At 40.8% G+C, this 18544-nt stretch carries 13 protein-coding genes and 1 pseudogene; 3 read left to right on the forward strand and 11 right to left on the reverse strand.

Annotated features, from left to right (window positions below):
• Positions 1–92: 92 nt before the first annotated feature.
• The 3 genes from J690_RS12405 to J690_RS12415 form a co-directional block, all read right to left on the reverse strand.
• A complete protein-coding gene (locus tag J690_RS12405; RefSeq protein WP_032036131.1) occupies positions 93–2075 on the reverse strand; it encodes a 2-oxo acid dehydrogenase subunit E2 in 1983 nt (660 codons plus the stop codon).
• A 2-nt stretch (positions 2076–2077) separates the two neighbouring features.
• Positions 2078–4795 (reverse strand): pyruvate dehydrogenase (acetyl-transferring), homodimeric type, encoded by a 2718-nt coding sequence (gene aceE, locus J690_RS12410; protein WP_002121885.1) that lies wholly within the window; start codon positions 4793–4795, stop codon positions 2078–2080.
• Between the two features lie 249 nt (positions 4796–5044).
• Positions 5045–5737 carry a M23 family metallopeptidase gene (locus tag J690_RS12415; RefSeq protein WP_002121983.1) on the reverse strand — a complete coding sequence of 231 codons (693 nt, stop codon included), beginning with the start codon at positions 5735–5737 and terminating at the stop codon, positions 5045–5047.
• Positions 5738–5837: 100 nt separating this feature from the next.
• Between J690_RS12415 and J690_RS12420 the strand changes: the two genes are divergently transcribed.
• Positions 5838–6284 carry a DciA family protein gene (locus J690_RS12420; protein ID WP_002121887.1) on the forward strand — a complete coding sequence of 149 codons (447 nt, stop codon included), beginning with the start codon at positions 5838–5840 and terminating at the stop codon, positions 6282–6284.
• A 97-nt stretch (positions 6285–6381) separates the two neighbouring features.
• On the opposite strand, the gene lpxC is transcribed toward J690_RS12420, so the two are convergent.
• From lpxC to gshB, 8 genes are all read right to left on the reverse strand, one after another.
• Positions 6382–7284 (reverse strand): UDP-3-O-acyl-N-acetylglucosamine deacetylase, encoded by a 903-nt coding sequence (gene lpxC, locus J690_RS12425; protein WP_032036133.1) that lies wholly within the window; start codon positions 7282–7284, stop codon positions 6382–6384.
• A 110-nt stretch (positions 7285–7394) separates the two neighbouring features.
• Positions 7395–8570, reverse strand: coding sequence for a cell division protein FtsZ (gene ftsZ / locus J690_RS12430; RefSeq protein ID WP_002121912.1), 1176 nt, complete (start codon positions 8568–8570; stop codon positions 7395–7397).
• 164 nt (positions 8571–8734) lie between these two features.
• On the reverse strand, positions 8735–9997 hold the full coding sequence (ftsA, locus tag J690_RS12435) for a cell division protein FtsA (protein ID WP_002122057.1): 1263 nt from the start codon (positions 9995–9997) through the stop codon (positions 8735–8737).
• Between the two features lie 60 nt (positions 9998–10057).
• Positions 10058–10912 carry a cell division protein FtsQ/DivIB gene (locus J690_RS12440; protein WP_014207933.1) on the reverse strand — a complete coding sequence of 285 codons (855 nt, stop codon included), beginning with the start codon at positions 10910–10912 and terminating at the stop codon, positions 10058–10060.
• 2 nt (positions 10913–10914) lie between these two features.
• Positions 10915–11841, reverse strand: coding sequence for a D-alanine--D-alanine ligase (locus tag J690_RS12445; protein WP_032036135.1), 927 nt, complete (start codon positions 11839–11841; stop codon positions 10915–10917).
• 37 nt (positions 11842–11878) lie between these two features.
• Entirely contained in the window at positions 11879–13327 is a 1449-nt protein-coding gene (gene murC / locus J690_RS12450; protein ID WP_032036136.1) for a UDP-N-acetylmuramate--L-alanine ligase, read from the reverse strand.
• An 11-nt stretch (positions 13328–13338) separates the two neighbouring features.
• On the reverse strand, positions 13339–14436 hold the full coding sequence (gene murG, locus J690_RS12455) for an undecaprenyldiphospho-muramoylpentapeptide beta-N-acetylglucosaminyltransferase (RefSeq protein ID WP_032036138.1): 1098 nt from the start codon (positions 14434–14436) through the stop codon (positions 13339–13341).
• 237 nt (positions 14437–14673) lie between these two features.
• The gene (gene gshB, locus J690_RS12460) at positions 14674–15618 is read right to left on the reverse strand and encodes a glutathione synthase (RefSeq protein WP_032036139.1); all 945 of its coding nucleotides are present in this window, start codon (positions 15616–15618) and stop codon (positions 14674–14676) included.
• Positions 15619–15778: 160 nt separating this feature from the next.
• Between gshB and J690_RS0104350 the strand changes: the two are divergent.
• Positions 15779–15989, forward strand: a pseudogene (locus tag J690_RS0104350) (DUF1737 domain-containing protein).
• A gap of 230 nt (positions 15990–16219) precedes the next feature.
• Positions 16220–18409 carry a TonB-dependent receptor gene (locus tag J690_RS12465; protein ID WP_032036140.1) on the forward strand — a complete coding sequence of 730 codons (2190 nt, stop codon included), beginning with the start codon at positions 16220–16222 and terminating at the stop codon, positions 18407–18409.
• Positions 18410–18544 lie beyond the last annotated feature (135 nt).

Raw genomic sequence — 18544 nt, forward strand, 5'->3', positions numbered from 1 at the left:
TTTTTCGTCTTTAGATTAACTTAAAACCAATTAAATTAAATATCAAAATAAAACCCCGCCGAAGCGAGGTTTTAATGATTCATTTAAAAATATTAGATTAATAAAGTACGAATATCTTTAAGAAGTTTCGTAAGTTTATTTGTAAAGCGAGCTGCATCTGCACCATTAATTACACGGTGGTCATAAGACAATGACAACGGCAACATTAAACGCGGATCAAAGTCTTTACCATTCCATACTGGCTGCATTGTTGCAGGTGAAATACCTAAAATTGCAACTTGTGGCCAGTTCACAAGAGGTGTAAATGCTGTACCACCAATTGCGCCTAAACTTGAAATGGTGAAATTCGCACCTTGCAAATCTTTCGGTGTTAATTTCTTATCACGCGCTTTTTGACCTAACACACCCAATTCAACTGCAATTTGCTTAATTGATTTTTGGTCTGGGTTACGAAGTACTGGCACAGTTAAACCATCAGGTGTTGCTACCGCAATTCCCATATGGATTTCATTGCGCAAGAGCACTGATTTACCGTCATCAGATAGATGACCTGCAAACTCACGCTCTTCTTTTAACAAGTACGCAACCGCTTTGATAATGAATGCCATAATTGTCAGGCTGATACCTTCTTTTTTGAAGTTGCCTTTCAGTTCATTACGCCAATCTTCTAACTCAGTAATATCAGCCAAATCAAACTGGGTGACTTGCGGAATAAAGTTGTTCAACGACAATTGCGGAATTGATACTTGCTGCAAACGCGTCAGTACTTTTTCTTCCACACCACCAAACGCAGTAAAGTCAGGAAGCTTTGGCAAACCCGAAACCGCTGGTGCAGCCGCAGCAACTGGCGCCGCTTGCGGTGCAGTTAAACGACTCTTCACATAAGCAAAGATATCTTCTTTAACAACACGGCCATGCTCACCAGAAGTTTTAACTTGTGACAAAATCACGCCAAGTTCACGAGCAAGCTTACGAACGGCAGGGCCTGCATATACTTTAGCATTTTCAGCTTCTTGCTCTTTCGTTAACTTATCAGCACCAGATGTTGACGCTACAGGCGCAGACTGAGTCGCAGCAGGAGCTGCTGCTTTAGGCGCTGCTGCCTGCGGAGCTGGAGCTGATTCTGCTTTCGCCGCTGGTGCAGCAGCAGATGCTTGGCCTTCAGCTTCAATTGTTGCCAGCAATACACCTTGTGAAACTTGTTGGCCTGCTTGCAAGTGAATTGCTTTCACAACACCAGCAACAGTACTTGGAACTTCCACAGTTGCTTTATCTGACTCAACAACAACAAGGCTTTGGTCTACATCAACTTTGTCACCAACCTGAACCAAGATTTCAGCAACAACTGCTTTATCTACACCCAAATCAGGAACGTTAATATCAACCGGTCCAGATTGAGTAGCAGTCGATGCTACAGTTTGAGCTGGTGCAGGTGCTGCCGCTGGAGCTGCTGTTGTAGAAGCAGGTGCCTCAGCTGGTGCACTAGATGCAGACGTTGTTTTTACTTGAATAAGAACAACACCTTCTTTAACTGTATCGCCTTCTTTAACTTGAATGCTTTCTACAGTACCTGCAACATTGCTTGGTACTTCTACAGTTGCTTTGTCAGACTCAACCACAACGATGCTTTGTTCAACATCAATCTGTTCGCCAACTTTTACTAAAATTTCACCAACTAGCGCTTTTTCAACACCAATATCGGGAACTTGAACTTCAACCACTTGGCTAGTGGTTGCCGTTGCTGGTTGAGCAGCAGTTGAAGGCTGTTGAGCCGCTGCCGGTGCTGCTGTTTGTTCAGCTGCTGGTGCAGCTTTTGGAGCTTCTTCTGCTTGAGCTACTGGTGCAGCACCCTCAGCTTCAAGTTCAAGCAATACCGTACCTTCAGTTACGCTATCACCTTCTTTGATTAAGATGCTTTTTACCACACCTGCTGAAGTACTAGGCACTTCAACAGAGGCTTTATCTGACTCAAGCAAAACAAGGCTGTCATTTTCTGCAATGCTGTCGCCAACTTTTACTAAAATTTCAGCAACAACTGCTTTATCTACACCAATATCAGGGGTCTTAATTTGCATGCTTAGTTCCCCTCACCTGTTTGCGTTTCATTATATTCAGCAACTGCCTGAACTTCTGGATGCGCTTGAGGAGCCCATGCCACTGGACGGTCAGTATCTAACTCAAAGTTAGAAATTGCGTCTTTAACTAAACGTGCATCCACTTCACCTTCGTCAGCTAATTTTTTCAAAGTAGCAACAACGATATGTGCAGCATCAACACCAAAGAAACTACGTAAATTAGCACGTGTATCTGAACGACCGTATCCATCTGTACCTAATGCAACAAATGGGCGACCATCTGGAAGATAAGCACGGATTTGTTCGCTGTAAGCACGCATATGGTCTGTTGCTGAAACAACGATACCTTCTGTGCCACGTAACTGTTTAGATACCCAAGACTCTTTCACTTCTTCAGAAAGTGGGTGTAAACGGTTGTATTCTTCACATGCCATACCATCACGTGACAACTCATTGAAGCTTGTTACACTCCAAACGTTTGAATGGATTTGGTATTCATCACGTAAGATTTTCGCAGCTTTGATTACTTCACGAAGAATTACACCTGAACCAAGTAATTGGACAGTTGCTTTTTCATCTTTTTCGAACAAGTACATACCACGTTTAATGCCTTCCTCAGCGCCTTCAGGCATTGCAGGATGCTCGTAGTTTTCGTTCATTACAGTTAAGTAGTAGAACACACGCTCTTGGTTCACATACATACGTTGCAAACCGTCATGTACGATTACAGCTAATTCATAACCAAAACATGGATCATAAGATACACAGTTTGGAATTGTGTTCGCCAAGATATGTGAATGACCATCTTGGTGCTGTAGACCTTCACCGTTCAACGTTGTACGACCAGCAGTTGCACCTAATAAGAAACCTTGAGCTTGCGCATCACCAGCTGCCCACGCAATGTCACCAATACGTTGGAAACCGAACATTGAGTAGTACATATACATTGGAATCATTGGCAAGTTATTCGTTGAATAACTTGTTGCCAACGCAGCCCATGCACTCATTGCACCAGCTTCGTTAATCCCTTCTTGAAGCATGTGACCGTCACTTGCTTCACGGTAATGCATTAATTGTTCTTGGTCTTCTGGAGTATATTTTTGGCCGTGAGCAGCATAAATACCAAGCTGACGGAACATACCTTCTAGACCAAAAGTACGTGCTTCATCTGGAACGATTGGTACTACGCGGTCTTTAATCGCTTTTTCTTTGAGTAAAGAAGCAATTAAACGAACCATCACCATAGTGGTAGATTGTTCTTTACCACCTGAACCATTTAATACAGCATCAAATACAGATAATTCAGGAATCGCTAAAATTTCACTCTCTTTACGACGTGCAGGTAGGTAACCACCTAACGCTTCACGACGCGCCTTCATATACTTCATTTCTGGAGAGTTTTCACTCGGGCGGTAGAATGGAAGCTCTTCTAACTTATCGTCTGTAAATGGAAGATTGAAACGGTCACGTACATATTTCAAAGAGTCGATCTGCATTTTTTTGATTTGGTGAGTTTTGTTCACCGCTTCAATTTCTTCAGACAAACCGTAACCTTTAACAGTTTTCGCAAGAATAACTGTTGGTTGACCTTTAGCTTTCATTGCTTCTGCATAGGCAGCAAACACTTTGTAAGGGTCGTGACCACCACGGTTGAGATTATCGATGTCTTCATCGCTTAAATCTTTTACAAGTTCCGCAGCTTCTGGGTACTTGCCAAAGAATTTCTCACGTGTATATGCACCACCTTTCACTTGATAGCGTTGGTATTCACCATCAACTGTCTCTTCCATTACCGCTTTTAAAGCGCCTGTGCTGTCTTTTGCAAGCAGTGGATCCCAATGACGGCCCCATACCACTTTAATAACACGCCAGCCCGCACCACGGAATAAAGATTCTAGTTCTTGAATGATTTTACCGTTACCACGTACAGGACCATCTAAACGCTGTAAGTTACAGTTAACAACCCAGATAAGGTTATCAAGCTTTTCACGACCAGCAAGTGAAATAGCACCAGTACTTTCTGGCTCATCCATCTCGCCATCGCCAAGATAAGCCCAAACTTTACGATCTTCTTCTTTGATCAAGCCACGGTTCATCAAATATTTTTGAATATGTGCTTGATAAATCGACATGATTGGACCAAGACCCATTGATACGGTTGGGAATTGCCAATAGTCAGGCATTAAATATGGATGCGGATAGCTTGGTAAACCGTTACCGCCAACTTCACGGCGGAAATTACTTAACTGTTCTTCAGTTAAACGTCCTTCAAGGAATGAACGTGCATAAATACCAGGAGCACAGTGCCCTTGGTAATAAATCATATCTCCGCCAAAGCTATTGCTGTTTGCGCGGAAGAAATGGTTAAAACCTACGTCATATAATGTTGCACTTGATGCGAAGCTCGCCAAGTGTCCACCTAAATCATCACCTGTTTTATTCGCGCGAAGTACCATTGCTAAGGCATTCCAACGAATCAATGCACGAATACGGCGTTCCATATCTTGGTCGCCCGGCATTGCAGGTTGTTCTTCAACAGAAATTGTATTTAAGTAAGGTGTATTGAGACGTTGAATTGGAACATGCTTAGCAATTGCTTGTTGGTAAAGTTTTTCCAACAAGAATGCCGCTCGTTCAGTTCCCATATGTTGTAAAACTGAATCGAATGCATCTTGCCATTCTTGGGTTTCTTGTGCGTCGGAGTCACCGTAAAACGCCATAATTCACCTGTTCCTTGTTCTCTAATCTACTTTGTATTTTTACCACGTTTTACCCCTTTCAAGTTATTGCCTCGGGTGAATGTGAGGGGGCCCTATTATTTTCTGAATGAATAGTCATTGACCGAGCAGTAAACAAAATAACAAAAAAACGCCAATAATGGCGTTTTTTTATACAATCTTTGCGTTAAAAAAGGTTTAGCTTAGTTTTAGATTCATAAATTTAATAACCTTACCTTTTTAACTATGCTTTTATGGAAGCATCGCCAAGTAAGTAGTTGGGTTCTTACGTTGACCATCTTTTACTACTTCATAGTGCAAATGTGGACCAGTACAGCGACCTGTACACCCTACATTAGCAATATGTTCACCGGCAGAGACTTGGTCGCCTACACGCACCATTAGACGTGAAGCATGAGCATAACGCGTTAAATAACCATTGCCGTGGTTAATTTCAACATATTGACCATAGCCAGTGCCCCAGCCAGATTTAGTTACAATACCTGGGCCTGTAGCATAGATTGGCGTGCCACTCGGAGCAGCCATATCTAATCCGCCATGATGTTCTGCACGACCACCCATAGTGCGGCCACCAAAGTTTGAAGAAACTCGTACAGTATCAGGAAGAGGGTGAGAAACTAACCAAGAGTAAGAATTTGAAGAAGAGGCATTAAAAGAATTTTTTGCGGTTGTGTTACCGTACTTCTTTGCGAGCGACTCATTGTTGAGTTCAACTGTTTTTTGGCGTAAGGTCACTGAAACTTTCGCACTCGCCGGAAGATCTAAATCATCGGGATGAGTATATGAACCTTGAGATAATGTTTTTGATAGCTGTTCCAATCGATCTGAGTCAGTAGATTGGTTAATTGTTTGATAATCTGCAAAAGCAACTGATGCTGCCGAAGCGGCAAGTGAAAACGCTAATAAAATACGACGCGTGTGCATAAAAACCTCTTGAAACTGTTCTTACTCAAGTTCCTTATGATCTCTTCCTTGATATCGATTGAAATGAACGCTTAAGATTAAGACAAGAATCCATCCGAGAATGACCATGTCTAAACCCGATAACGTTTTTCAACAAACCGGAAAACACATAAAAACAGGAAACCTTACGTTTCTAACAACGCAAGTCGCGCAATGGCAAAGACTTACGAAAATTATCCAACCCTTATTGCCCCAACCAGAACAATGGCAGGTCGTGTGTTATCAAAATGGCTCTTTAATCATTACTGGTGAAAATCAAGCGATGATTAGTCAACTCAGTTATTTACAGAACCAATATGTATCTAAATTATCTCAGCTTGAAGGGTTAAAAGACTTACAACGAATTCAGGTCCGATTGAGAAATAAAAATATTCCAAATACACCCTCATCTGAGCCATCTAAACCCATTCCCCCGGAAACACAAGAAATGTTACGTAGTGCAGCCGACTTCGTGAGCGACCCTAAGCTTAGCCAAGCTTTACTACGTTTGGCAAGCAATAAAAAATGACGAGCTTTCTATTTCTTAATTAGAATCATTATTATTATGTGATTATAATCACACTTTTTAATGTTACATTATAACGTAGCCAAGCAAAGACAAGGACTTATGTCACGCTCACATATGGAATTGGACATTGACTCTCGTCATCAAATGTTACAATTTCATAATTACTCGGATCACTTTGAACATTGCGTAACAACTGATTATTTAAAGCATGTCCTGATTTATAGCCATCAAACTTGGCAATAATTTGATGACCAAGCAAATACAAATCACCAACTGCATCTAAAATCTTATGTCTAACAAATTCATCGGCGAAACGTAAGCCTTCTTCGTTGACGACCCCTGTATCATCTACACCAATTGCATTATCTAAGCTTGCGCCTAGTGCTAAATTGTTTGCCTTCAGGTAGTCCAAATCTTTCATGAAACCAAAAGTACGTGCTTCACTGACTTCATAAACAAACGTTTCAGTCGAAAAATCGATAGTCGCAGATTGATATTCTTTAGCAAATGCAGGATGGTCAAAATCAATCGTGAAATTTAATTGAAAACCATTGTGAGGGCTAAAAATTGCTTTCTTATCATCGATAAGTGCTTCAACTGGTTTTAATATTCTTATGAATTTTTTCGGTGCATCCAATTCACGCAATCCACCTTGCATTAAAAGGTAAATAAATGGACCAGCACTTCCATCCATAATTGGAACTTCAGAAGCAGATACCTCAACAATCAGGTTATCAATTCCTAAACCTGCAATCGCACTCATTACATGCTCAATTGTGCCTACTTTTATATCTCCGGTTATCAAGTTGGAGCACATAAAAGCTTCTTGAATGAGCAATGCATTAGCAGGGATATCGACTGGCGGATCCAAATCGATACGGCGAAATACAATACCCCCATCCACGGTATGTGGAATGAAATTGATCATCACTTTTTGACCGCTATGAAGACCTATTCCACTCGCTTTTACCACACGATTGAGAGTACGCTGTTTCACCATGCTTTGTAACTTCTTTTTTAAAACCGCTATACGTTAGCATATTTAGTCATTGATCAAAAATAAAAAAAGGCAGTGTTTAAACACTGCCCTTCATTCAATCTAACGATAATTTACTTACGTTGCTGATTTTTCAAGTAATCTTGAATACTCATTGGAGAAGAACGCGGAGTAGAACTTGCTGTGCTACTGACTTCATTATCGGCGTTTTGACGCTTATTAATTGCAGGAACGTCATCTTCATCAACAGATTGAGCTGATTGAGACGATGCATGGCTTACCGTATTACGTTTTCTTGGTTCAGCATCTGCTGCATTACGAGTTAAACCAGTTGCAATCACTGTTACACGTAATTCATCACGTGCATCTGGATCAAATACTGTCCCGTAGAAGATTTCACCTTCATCAAGGTCAACAATCTGGTTCACAACATCAGTAATGATTTCTGTTTCACGTAACGTAATATCATCACCACCCGTAATGTTAATTAACACACCTTTGGCATTAATAATATTAACATTATCAAGTAATGGACTACGGATCGCTTGTTCAGCAGCTTGACGTGCACGATCTTCACCACGACCTAAACCAGCACCCATCATTGCGTAACCGCGAGTACTCATTGCAGTTTTCAAATCGGCAAAGTCAAGGTTAATGTGACCACGGTTAACAACCAAGTCAAAGATACTACGTACGGCATTTAACAATACATCATCAGCTTTTTTATAAGCATCTTTCATTGAAATATCGCCATATACGCTCAATAAGCGTTGGTTAGGGATAATAATCAATGAGTCAACATGTGCTTCAAGTGCTTCAATACCGCGTTCAGCAGATTTTAAACGACGACGGCCTTCAAAGTTAAATGGAGTTGTAACTACGCCAACGGTCAAAATACCCATTTCTTTAGCAACTTCAGCCACAACAGGCGCTGCACCCGTACCCGTACCACCACCCATACCAGCGGTAACGAAAACCATATCGGTACCTTCAAGGTGGTGACGAATGATTTCACGGCTTTCTTCTGCTGCAACTTGCCCTACTTCAGGGTTAGCACCAGCACCTAGACCACGTGTACTTTGCTCGCCTAACTGAATTTTGAAAGGTGCATTCATACAGTCCAGTGCTTGTTTGTCTGTATTGGCACAAACGAATTTAACACCTTGAATATCAGACTGCACCATATGTTGAACGGCATTACCGCCACCACCACCTACACCAAATACAGTGAAACGGGCTTGACCGTTGCCATCGTTTAGTTCATCTTCTATAAATTCAAATGAGGCCATGACCTTTAGGGTTCCTAATACATTATGGCAGTCACTTCAGCCCGTATACTGCCTTGATTTTCAAAAATAACTAATTTTAAGAATGCTGTGCAATACCAACCTTGTCAAGTACAGCGGTTTTCTCTTACAACTTCCTAACAATTCTACCAATAAATACATACATCCTAAAAAATGGCTTTTAACTTGCTATTAAACGCATTCCAGCCATTTACCATTCGTTCCCATACCGAACGGTCATTTGCCTCTTCAGGCTCTTCAACAGCATCTTGCAACTCACTTTGGCTAAACATGAGCAAACCAGCTGCTGTTGCATACATAGAACGACGTAAGGCTGCTTGATGTTGATCATCAGCATAAACCTGTAACGGCGGATTACCCAAATGTGCAGATACACCCAACATACGACGAGCTAAACTCACCATACCTTCTATTTGACAAGCATCCCCTGTCAATACTACCCCATGGTATAAACCATGAATTGCACCACTTTGTTCGAGTTCATCGCGAATCTGGCTAAAGATCTCTTCATAACGGGCAATAATAATTTCTGACAACTCAATTCGGCTAATTGTTTGAGGGCCATCAATTCCTTCTACCTGAATCATGTGATCTGGCTTAACAGCACTTAAATCGACACAACCATGCAGAATTTTAATTCGTTCAGCTTCTTCTGTCGTAGTTTGCAATACAGCTGCAATATCACGTGTAACGTGCTCACCACCGCGTTGCAATGTACGTGCTAGAGCTAAACGTCCATCTAGATAAACAGCAAGATTGGTAATGCCTGCGCCAATATCAACCAGACAAACACCATACTCTTTTTCATCTTTAAGCAAGCTTGCCTCAGCGGTTGCCAGACAAGACACCACCATTTTTTCAACCCCGATATTTGCACCTTTCATGGCACGATCAAGGTTTTGCATAGTCGCTATAGGCATCATCATTAACTGATAATGTCCAGTCATACTATGGGCAGTCATATTAATTGGATTCTGCACCCATTCAGCAGAATCACCTAATTCAAAGCCTAACGGCACTGCACTTGCTAAATAGTAATCAGAAGTCACATGACTTGCTTTTGCCAATTCTAACGCGCGCACGACTTCATTTGTTGTAATCACATGTGCTGGATTAGATACTGGTGTGCGACCAGAGGCATAAAAACTTTGCAACTCGGTACTCGGAATAGATACCCATGCGCTATGAATGCGACATTCGGCCATATTTTCCGCTTCAGCAACAGCATTTTTAATCGCAGCAATGACTTTATCGAGGCTTACAATTTTTCCTTTATTCATGCCTCGATTGCGAGCAGTTGCCATACCGATAACTTGAATGTTATCCGGCGCATGAATTTTTCCAATCAAAACTGAAACTTTATGCGTCCCAATGTCAATCGCAACAACTGAGGGAACAGCTTCACTCATCACTCATACCATTTCTTTGTTGTTTAATACCAGGCAAATTGCCTATTTTAAAGCCACGTATTATGGCTTTGCTTTTGTTCCACCTGCAATGCTTGTGTCATCACTCGTTACAACAAACTGACCATTCACAATTTTAGGTGGTGTTGCGTTCTTCCATTGAATAGATAATCCATTACGATATCGCAAATCAATGGCTGAGATTTTCGACCACACCGGTTTTAAGTCAGATTGTGCCAGATGACTTAAACGTTGCAACTTATTCATTGTTTGATCTTGGTCAACAATAATACGTAAACCAGAATCAAATTGCATAAACCAAGTCATTCGCTCAGTCAGATATAACTCTTTTAAGCGTAAATTAACAGGATGGAATAATTGATTAATTTCATTATAGCGTCGCATCATCATTTTTGACTGACTTACCGGCCCATGAAGCAACGGAAGTTCAGGATGAATTGTCGGCTCCGCCTCACTAAATACATCGCCTCCATCGCTTAACAAGCGACCTGTTCCCCAACGGGCGATAGCATGTCGAGGCATGACACGAACACGAATACCATTGGGCCAAGCACGAGATACAACAACTCGGTCTACCCATGAAATTTCTAATGTTTTGTCACGAATCTGTTCTAAATCAGATGTGAAATAATTCGCTTTTATAATTGGAGCAACATGTTGCATCACTTGTTGGGTTTCAACAGAAGATGCTGAACCTACAACTTCTAGTTTTGCAACTGTTGCATCTGTAATAACTTTATATAACCCATAAATTCCGACTGCCAGCACTACAAAAGCAATAACCAACAGCACCCATCCACCAGCATTCGCAAGCTTCTGCTTACGCGTAGGCGGTTTATCATGAATAGAGGTGATGGCCGCACGTTTACGGCGCATGGAAGCCGGAAGTTGTGCCATATTTAAGCCGTACCTTCCAATGTTTGCTCAAGAATCGCAACACACAATTCATCAAAGCTATAACCAACAGCTTTAGCAGCTTTTGGAACTAAAGAGTGGCTGGGCATACCTGGAACAGTGTTTACTTCTAAAAGCCAGAAATTGCCTTGCTCATCCTGCATCGCATCAATACGGCCCCAGCCTTCTGCACCTACCGCCTGAAAAGCACGTAAACACAATGCTTGTAGGTTTTTCTCTTCAGCCTCACTCAGACCACAAGGGATACCATACTCTACATCGTTACGTTGATATTTCGCTTCATAGTCATAGAAAGCAACATCTGCTGGTGGTTGCAAACGAATAACGGGTAAAGGCTGTCCATTGAGGAATGAAATTGTGAATTCACGACCAGTGATCCATTTTTCTGCCATCACCACAGCATCGTGCTGAGTCGCCTTTTCAATTGCTGCAGCAAAGTCTTCTGCTTTCTCAACCTTACTCATGCCGACACTTGAGCCTTCATGTACAGGTTTGATAATGACAGGTAAGCCTAACTCAGCAATCACCGCATCTAAATCTGTTTCTTTAGTAATAATGCGATATGGCGCTGTAGGTAAATCGCTACCTTGCCAGATTTGCTTGGTTTTAACTTTATCCATGCCAATAGCAGAACCTTGCACACCTGTTCCTGTATAAGGCAGATTTAACCATTCAAGTACACCTTGAATCTGGCCATCTTCACCCCCGCGACCATGCAATACAATAAATGCACGATCATAATTTACAAGTTCAGTCACACTGCGGTCTTGTGGATCAAATGCTTCAGCCTGAACACCTGAACGTAACAAAGCGTCCAAAACTGCCTGACCACTATCCAAAGACACAGCACGCTCAGCCGATTTCCCACCAAATAACACGGCAACTTTGCCGAATTTTGTAGCATTTGACACGTTTAAATCCTTAACCCGATAATTCAATACTTTTTGTTTATTTCACATACAAATGGTGTTGCGCAAGTTCTACTGAAATTGCTCCCACGTTACCCGCACCTTGCGTTAATAACAAGTCATTTGGTTGTAACACATTTTGCATGATGTTTTGCAAATTACCTTCCACCGGATCGACCAAAATTGGTTCTACTTGTCCGCGTAAACGAATACTACGCGCTAAAGTACGGCTGTCTGCACCCACAATAGGCTTTTCACCAGCAGGGTAAACTTCCAACAATAATAATTGATCGACTTGAGAGAGCACTTCAATGAAGTCATCAAAACAATCGCGGGTACGAGAATAACGATGTGGTTGGAACAACATAACCAAACGACGATCTGGATGACTTTGACGAGCAGCTTTAATTGTTGCTTCTACTTCTTTCGGATGATGTCCATAGTCATCAACCAACTTAACGTTGCCATCAGCAAGTTCAAATTCACCTTGCACTTGGAAGCGGCGGCCAACACCACTAAATCCTTCTAATGCACGGCTAATTGCATCATCAGAAACACCTTCATCTGTGGCAACACCAATTGCTGCCAAGGCATTTAAAACATTATGTAAGCCTGGTTGATTAATTGTTAAACGCAATGGTTCACGACCTTTACGTAACACAGTGAAGTGCGATTGCATACCATCTTGTTCAATATCAACTGCACGAATGTCATTATCTTCATTAAAACCATAAGTAATGACCGGACGGCCTACACGCGGCAGAATTTCACGAATGTTTGCATCATCCCCACAAACTACAGCAAAGCCATAAAATGGTAAGTTATGAAGGAACTGTACAAACGTATCTTTTAATTTATCAAAGCTTCCTTCATAGGTATCCATATGGTCAGCATCGATATTGGTTACGATCGCTGCCATTGGTTGCAAATAAAGGAAAGATGCATCTGATTCATCAGCTTCAGCCACGATGAAACGGCTTTCACCTAACGCTGCATTTACGCCTGTACTGTTAAGTAAGCCGCCAATAACATAAGTTGGATCAAGGTTTTCTTCCGCCAACATCGTCGTCAAAAGACTTGTAGTTGTGGTTTTACCATGTGTCCCAGCCACAGCAATACCGTGACGGTAACGCATAAGCTCACCTAGCATTTCTGCACGACGTACAATTGGAATACGCTGTTCAATTGCAGCTTTAATTTCCGGATTTTCCGGATCAATTGCTGTAGAAACTACAAGCACATTGGCATTTTTAATATTTTCTGGTTGATGGCCAATATAAACTTTGATGCCATTTTTCTCTAATTGTTCTGTAGTTTTAGACGCTTTAATGTCTGAACCGGAAATTTTATAGCCTTGGTTACCCAAAACCTCTGCAATGCCACACATCCCAGCGCCACCGATCCCCACAAAATGAATGTGTTTAATACGGCGCATTTCAGGCACTTTAATCAGTTTTTTTGCTTGGTTCGCAGCTGTTGATGGAGACATAGTAAATCCGATTACATTTTTTGGATAAGATCAACCACATGCTGAGTCGCATTTGGTTGGGCATGTTGACGCGCTTTCACTGCCATTTCAGTAAGTAATTGGCGGTTCATCAGCGAAGTGAACAATTCATTTAAAACATCTGGCGTCATGGTCGATTGCTGGCAAATTTTCGCAGCACCGACATCCGCCAGAAATTTGGCATTTGCAGTTTGATGGTCATCAACTGCTATAGGGAGTGGTACAAAAACTGCGGCCACACCTGCTGTTGCAACTTCTGTTACTGTGAGTGCTCCAGCTCGGCAAATAATTAAATCCGCTTCACTATAAGCTTTTGCCATATCTTCAATAAACGGCAAAACGTGTACAGTTAAATTAGCTGGTGCATCTGCATAAAGTGCTTGAGTTGCCTCAACTTGTTGCTGACCACACTGGTGAAAAATATTGAGTGGAACTTGTAATTGTTTTAATGCTGGAGGTAAGCGTTCATTGAGTGCTTTGGCACCTAAAGAACCACCAACAATTAGAATATTGAGAGGCTGTCCTGCTTGCGCACGCTCATCATAACGCCACTTTGGGCTTAAAATATCTGTGATTTCATGACGTACAGGATTTCCTGTTGTAACGACTTTTCCACCCGCAGGAAATGTATTTGGAAATGCTTCACATACGACTTTAGCAACACGAGACAACTGCGCATTGGTAAAACCAGCAACTGCATTTTGTTCGTGAATAAGTACAGGAATACCTAACAAACGTGCGGCCAAACCACCCGGCCCCGCAACATAACCGCCAAAGCCTGCAACTGCATCAACTTTAAGCTGTTTCATATAACGCATTGCGCTTAAAGTGGCTTTTAAAATTTTAAAAGGTGCAGCAATTTTACGGACTAATCCGTTGCCACGAACACCTTGAATATCAATTTGATATATTGGAATATTTTGATCTTTTAATAATCGGTTTTCCATACCTGTTGGCGTGGCTAACCATGAAACCTGACAACCTTGTTGTTGAAGTTTTTTGGCTACGGCGAGGGCTGGAAAAACATGTCCACCTGTACCGGCAGCCATCATCATGACATGTTTAGGTTTGCTTTGCTGTGAATCGGTCACGGTCTAATTCTTCAACTCAAAAAACAATGGAAATTGTCATCTATTTTTGTAGCCGTTTATTTTAATCCTAAAGCTTCATTAACGAAAAGCTAATTTCACTCGTTTATAACAGAAAGATGTGCTTTTTTGAAAATATGCCTACAAAGCTGTGGTGTATTTAGTATTGTTATTTTATTAATTCATATATTTTCAGGTGATTTCCAATAAATACCGCTGAAAATCACCTGAAATAAATAATTAAGCTGTGCGACCAGCTTCTAATACATCAAATAAATCATCGGCAATTGATGTACCAAATTGAGCATCAATTTCACGAATACAGGTTGGGCTAGTGACATTAATTTCAGTGACATAATTACCAATCACATCTAAGCCTACAAAAATCAAACCTTTTTCGCGTAGGAAAGGGCCAATTTTAGCAGCAATCAGCTTATCGTTTTCAGTAAGCGGACGCGCTTGGCCTAAACCACCTGCCGCCAAGTTACCGCGTACTTCACCATTTTGTGGAATACGAGCTAGACAGTAAGGAACAGGTTCACCATTCACCATTAAAATACGCTTATCCCCTTCTACAATTTCAGGAATATAACGCTGAGCCATAATTGGACGAGTACCTAGCTCTGTAAGCATTTCTAGGGTAGAACCAATATTTACACCGTCTTGGTATAAACGGAAAATTCCCATACCGCCCATACCATCAAGTGGCTTAACAATCACATCACCATGTTCTTTAATAAATTCACGAATTAAACTTTGCTGTGATGTCACAAGTGTAGGTACTTGTAGCTCTGGAAATTGCGTTGCAAAAAGTTTTTCGTTGCAATCACGTAATGATTGAGGTTTATTAATAATCCATGAACCTTCACGCTCAGCTTGCTCAAGCACATAAGTCGTATAAACAAAATTCATGTCAAACGGCGGGGCTTTACGCATGAGCACAACATCGTAAGCCGCGATAGATTCTTTTTTCTTTTCGCCTAACTCATAGTAATGGTTGTAATCTTCGAACACCTTTAACGGTGAAATGAGGCCGTAAGCTTTGCCTTGATCGATATATAAATCTTGTTGTAATGCATAACCTAATTCATGTCCACGACGGCTCGCCGCCCACAACATTGCCATGGTTGAATCCTTTTTAAGGTTTACGGTTTCAATCGGATCCATGACGACAAGTACACGCATGCTCAAGCTCTTCTTAAAATTTAAATTAGCATGAGTATAACTGAGATTTTTCACTGGTTTTTCTTAATTTCAGTAAAACCTTATCGGTTATTTCTTTATCTTGAATTAAGCTAAATTCAGTTAAACTATGATCATAAAATATTATTTTTAAAGGCTAAACATGAAACTTTATCGCTATTTAACTGGTCCTGATGACTCTGCTTTTTGTGCGAGTAACTAAAGCTCTGAATCATGGTTGGGAGTTATATGAAGCACCCACTATGACCTTTAACGGCACGCATGTCATTGTGGGACAAGCAATTTGCAAAACAATTGATGAAAATTATGATCCAGAAATGGATATTTTAGATGTTCTCAAAAATAACGCGTAATTCCAGAAGGGTGCTTTTAATCGATGAAAAGTCCCCTTTAAAACCCAATTAACAAGAAAAACTAATGAGTCAACTCATACAATTCATTTGATTTGCTAATTAACTTATTAAAAATCAGTTATTAAAAAATAAATATGTCATTTTTTAAGATAATAGTTCTTTTATTCTAAACAATTAAATGATTATAATTATCATTTATACTTTTATTTTTGTTAATTGATTTTATTTTTATGTTAAGAATTTCTATACCATCTCCCCAAATGAAGCGTCTTTTCCCGCTGAGCGTACTCAGTTTAATGATCTTGAATATTCAAGGTGCCTACGCAGAGGAACCGACTGATTCAGCCGCAAAAGTGGCAGCTACCATGCCTACCATAAAAATTGAGGCCATGAGTGAGCTCGATCCAATTAAAAGTTATATCGACTATGATAAAGCCAATGTCACACGCAATGGTTTAGACAAAAAAGATATTCCTCAAACCGTTGATACAATTGATGTTCAGAAATATAAAATTTATGGCTCAAATGATTTAAGCGTTATGCTACAAGGCACTCCAGGCGTATCAACCAGTTACGATATGCGTGGTGATGGCATCACGATTCGTGGCTTTGGTGCCGATACAGGTGATATTTACCGTGATGGTATACGTGAAAGCGGACAAGTACGTCGTAGTACAGCAAATATCGAACGTATTGAAATTTTAAAAGGCCCCGCCTCTGTTTTATATGGCCGTAGTGCTGGCGGCGGGGTTGTGAATATGGTGAGTAAATTCGCCAATTTTGACTCTAAAAGTTCAGTTGGTGCATACGCAGGTTCTTACGACAACTACGGAACAACGGCTGACATTAACCAAGTACTTAATGACAATTTAGCAATACGTTTGACTGGAGAATATGGTGAATCAGGGAGCTTCCGCTCCGGCATTGAAAATAAAATTGAAATGTTTTCACCAAGTTTCACTTATAAAAATGATGATGGAACTCTCACTTGGACTACACAATATACCTATGACAAATTAGGTCGTGTACCTGATCGCGGACCATCACGTGACATTCTGCCTGCAGGGACTTCAATTAAAATGGGATTTGCCCAAGACGGCGATTATGTTGATGATATTTTGCAAGTGGTCCGCACCGATGTGAATTATCAATATGCGCCTGACTGGAACTTTCACTGGGCAGCAAGTTACCGACAAGCAGAACAAAACTTTGACCACTTTTATTTTGGAACTTATTGTGGTTTAGATGGTAAAAACTCAAAGAATGAGTCTTGTACTAAAAAAGGTTACGTCGACCAAATTTACTACTGGCAACAAACCAGCAATAAGACCACCACCAATACATTTGATATTAAGGGCAAGTTCAAAACAGGCTCACTTGAACATCAAATTATGATGGGTACAGACTGGACATATGAACAACGAGAGCCACGTCTAGCCAATAAAACTCAAAATGGGTCAGCCATTTATGGTTACGTTAATCCAATCACTGGTGAACGAGAGTACAGTCGTGGCAATGGACCATTAAAGATTAGTCAGCATAACTATAATGAAGGCACAACTTACGGCGTATTTATTCAAGATTTAATTGGTCTAAATGCCCAACTTAAACTCATGCTGGGCGTCCGCTACGATTACTTTGACTTTTCAACCACCAACAAGCTGACAAAAGAACACCGTAATGTAAAAGATGGCAGCTTTAGCCCAAATGTTGGTTTGGTATGGCAACCGCTTCCTGAACATAGCTTTTATACGTCTTACTCTAAAAGCTTTGCTCCATTTGGCGGACAAATGGGTGTTAACCAAGTTACTGGAAACACCGATGTCACAAAAATGGATAAAGAACCTCAATATAACGAGCAATATGAAGTTGGGGTAAAAAGCGAATGGTTAGATAATCGTTTAAATACTCAATTTTCTGTCTTTGATATTCGTAAAAATAATATTCGCTATAAACCAAATCCTAATGAGCAACCAGAAGTATGGGCAACTGCGGGTCAGCATCAATCTCGTGGTCTTGAATTTAGCTTTATTGGCCGCGTACTTGATAATGTCTTTGTGCGCGGTGGTTATGGCTACACAGATGCAAAAGTAAAAGAAGATAAACAAAAACCTGAACAAGAAGGCAACTATTTAGCCAACACATCTAAAAACACGGGTAATTTATTTGTTCGCTATTTACCAACTGAACAGTGGTATACCGAAGTGGGCGTGACCTATGTCGGGGCTTATTATCCAAATATTAATAATCAAGTAAAAATGGAAGGCTTTAACCGTGTCGATGCAGCGATTGGCTATAGTGCAGATCCATGGAATGTCACACTTGCGGTGAATAATCTAACCAATAAAGAGTACTGGCGTTCAGACAGTATGCCAGGCACACCACGTAATGTGTTATTGCGTTTGAATTATCAGTTCTAAAAAAAATATTAAAAAGGCATACCCCTATTTAGAGGTATGCCTTTTTCTTTTTAGATACCGTATTTTTCGCGATAAGCTTGCATGTTTGCTAGCGCTTCTTTTTTCAGCTTTGGGATGACTGAACAAGGATACAAA

It is taken from the genome of Acinetobacter sp. 742879, assembly GCF_000588535.1.
In the GTDB taxonomy this organism is placed as follows: domain Bacteria; phylum Pseudomonadota; class Gammaproteobacteria; order Pseudomonadales; family Moraxellaceae; genus Acinetobacter; species Acinetobacter pittii.

Excerpts from the sequence above, each read along its gene's own strand:
- J690_RS12440 (WP_014207933.1), bottom strand. The coding sequence starts at position 10,912 with ATGGCACAACTTCCGGCTTCCATGCGCCGTAAACGTGCGGCCATCACC.
- aceE (WP_002121885.1), bottom strand. The coding sequence starts at position 4,795 with ATGGCGTTTTACGGTGACTCCGACGCACAAGAAACCCAAGAATGGCAA.
- gshB (WP_032036139.1), bottom strand. The coding sequence starts at position 15,618 with ATGCGTGTACTTGTCGTCATGGATCCGATTGAAACCGTAAACCTTAAA.
- J690_RS12465 (WP_032036140.1), top strand. The coding sequence starts at position 16,220 with ATGTTAAGAATTTCTATACCATCTCCCCAAATGAAGCGTCTTTTCCCG.
- lpxC (WP_032036133.1), bottom strand. The coding sequence starts at position 7,284 with ATGGTGAAACAGCGTACTCTCAATCGTGTGGTAAAAGCGAGTGGAATA.
- J690_RS12420 (WP_002121887.1), top strand. The coding sequence starts at position 5,838 with ATGACCATGTCTAAACCCGATAACGTTTTTCAACAAACCGGAAAACAC.
- J690_RS12415 (WP_002121983.1), bottom strand. The coding sequence starts at position 5,737 with ATGCACACGCGTCGTATTTTATTAGCGTTTTCACTTGCCGCTTCGGCA.
- ftsZ (WP_002121912.1), bottom strand. The coding sequence starts at position 8,570 with ATGGCCTCATTTGAATTTATAGAAGATGAACTAAACGATGGCAACGGT.
- ftsA (WP_002122057.1), bottom strand. The coding sequence starts at position 9,997 with ATGAGTGAAGCTGTTCCCTCAGTTGTTGCGATTGACATTGGGACGCAT.
- murC (WP_032036136.1), bottom strand. The coding sequence starts at position 13,327 with ATGTCTCCATCAACAGCTGCGAACCAAGCAAAAAAACTGATTAAAGTG.
- J690_RS12405 (WP_032036131.1), bottom strand. The coding sequence starts at position 2,075 with ATGCAAATTAAGACCCCTGATATTGGTGTAGATAAAGCAGTTGTTGCT.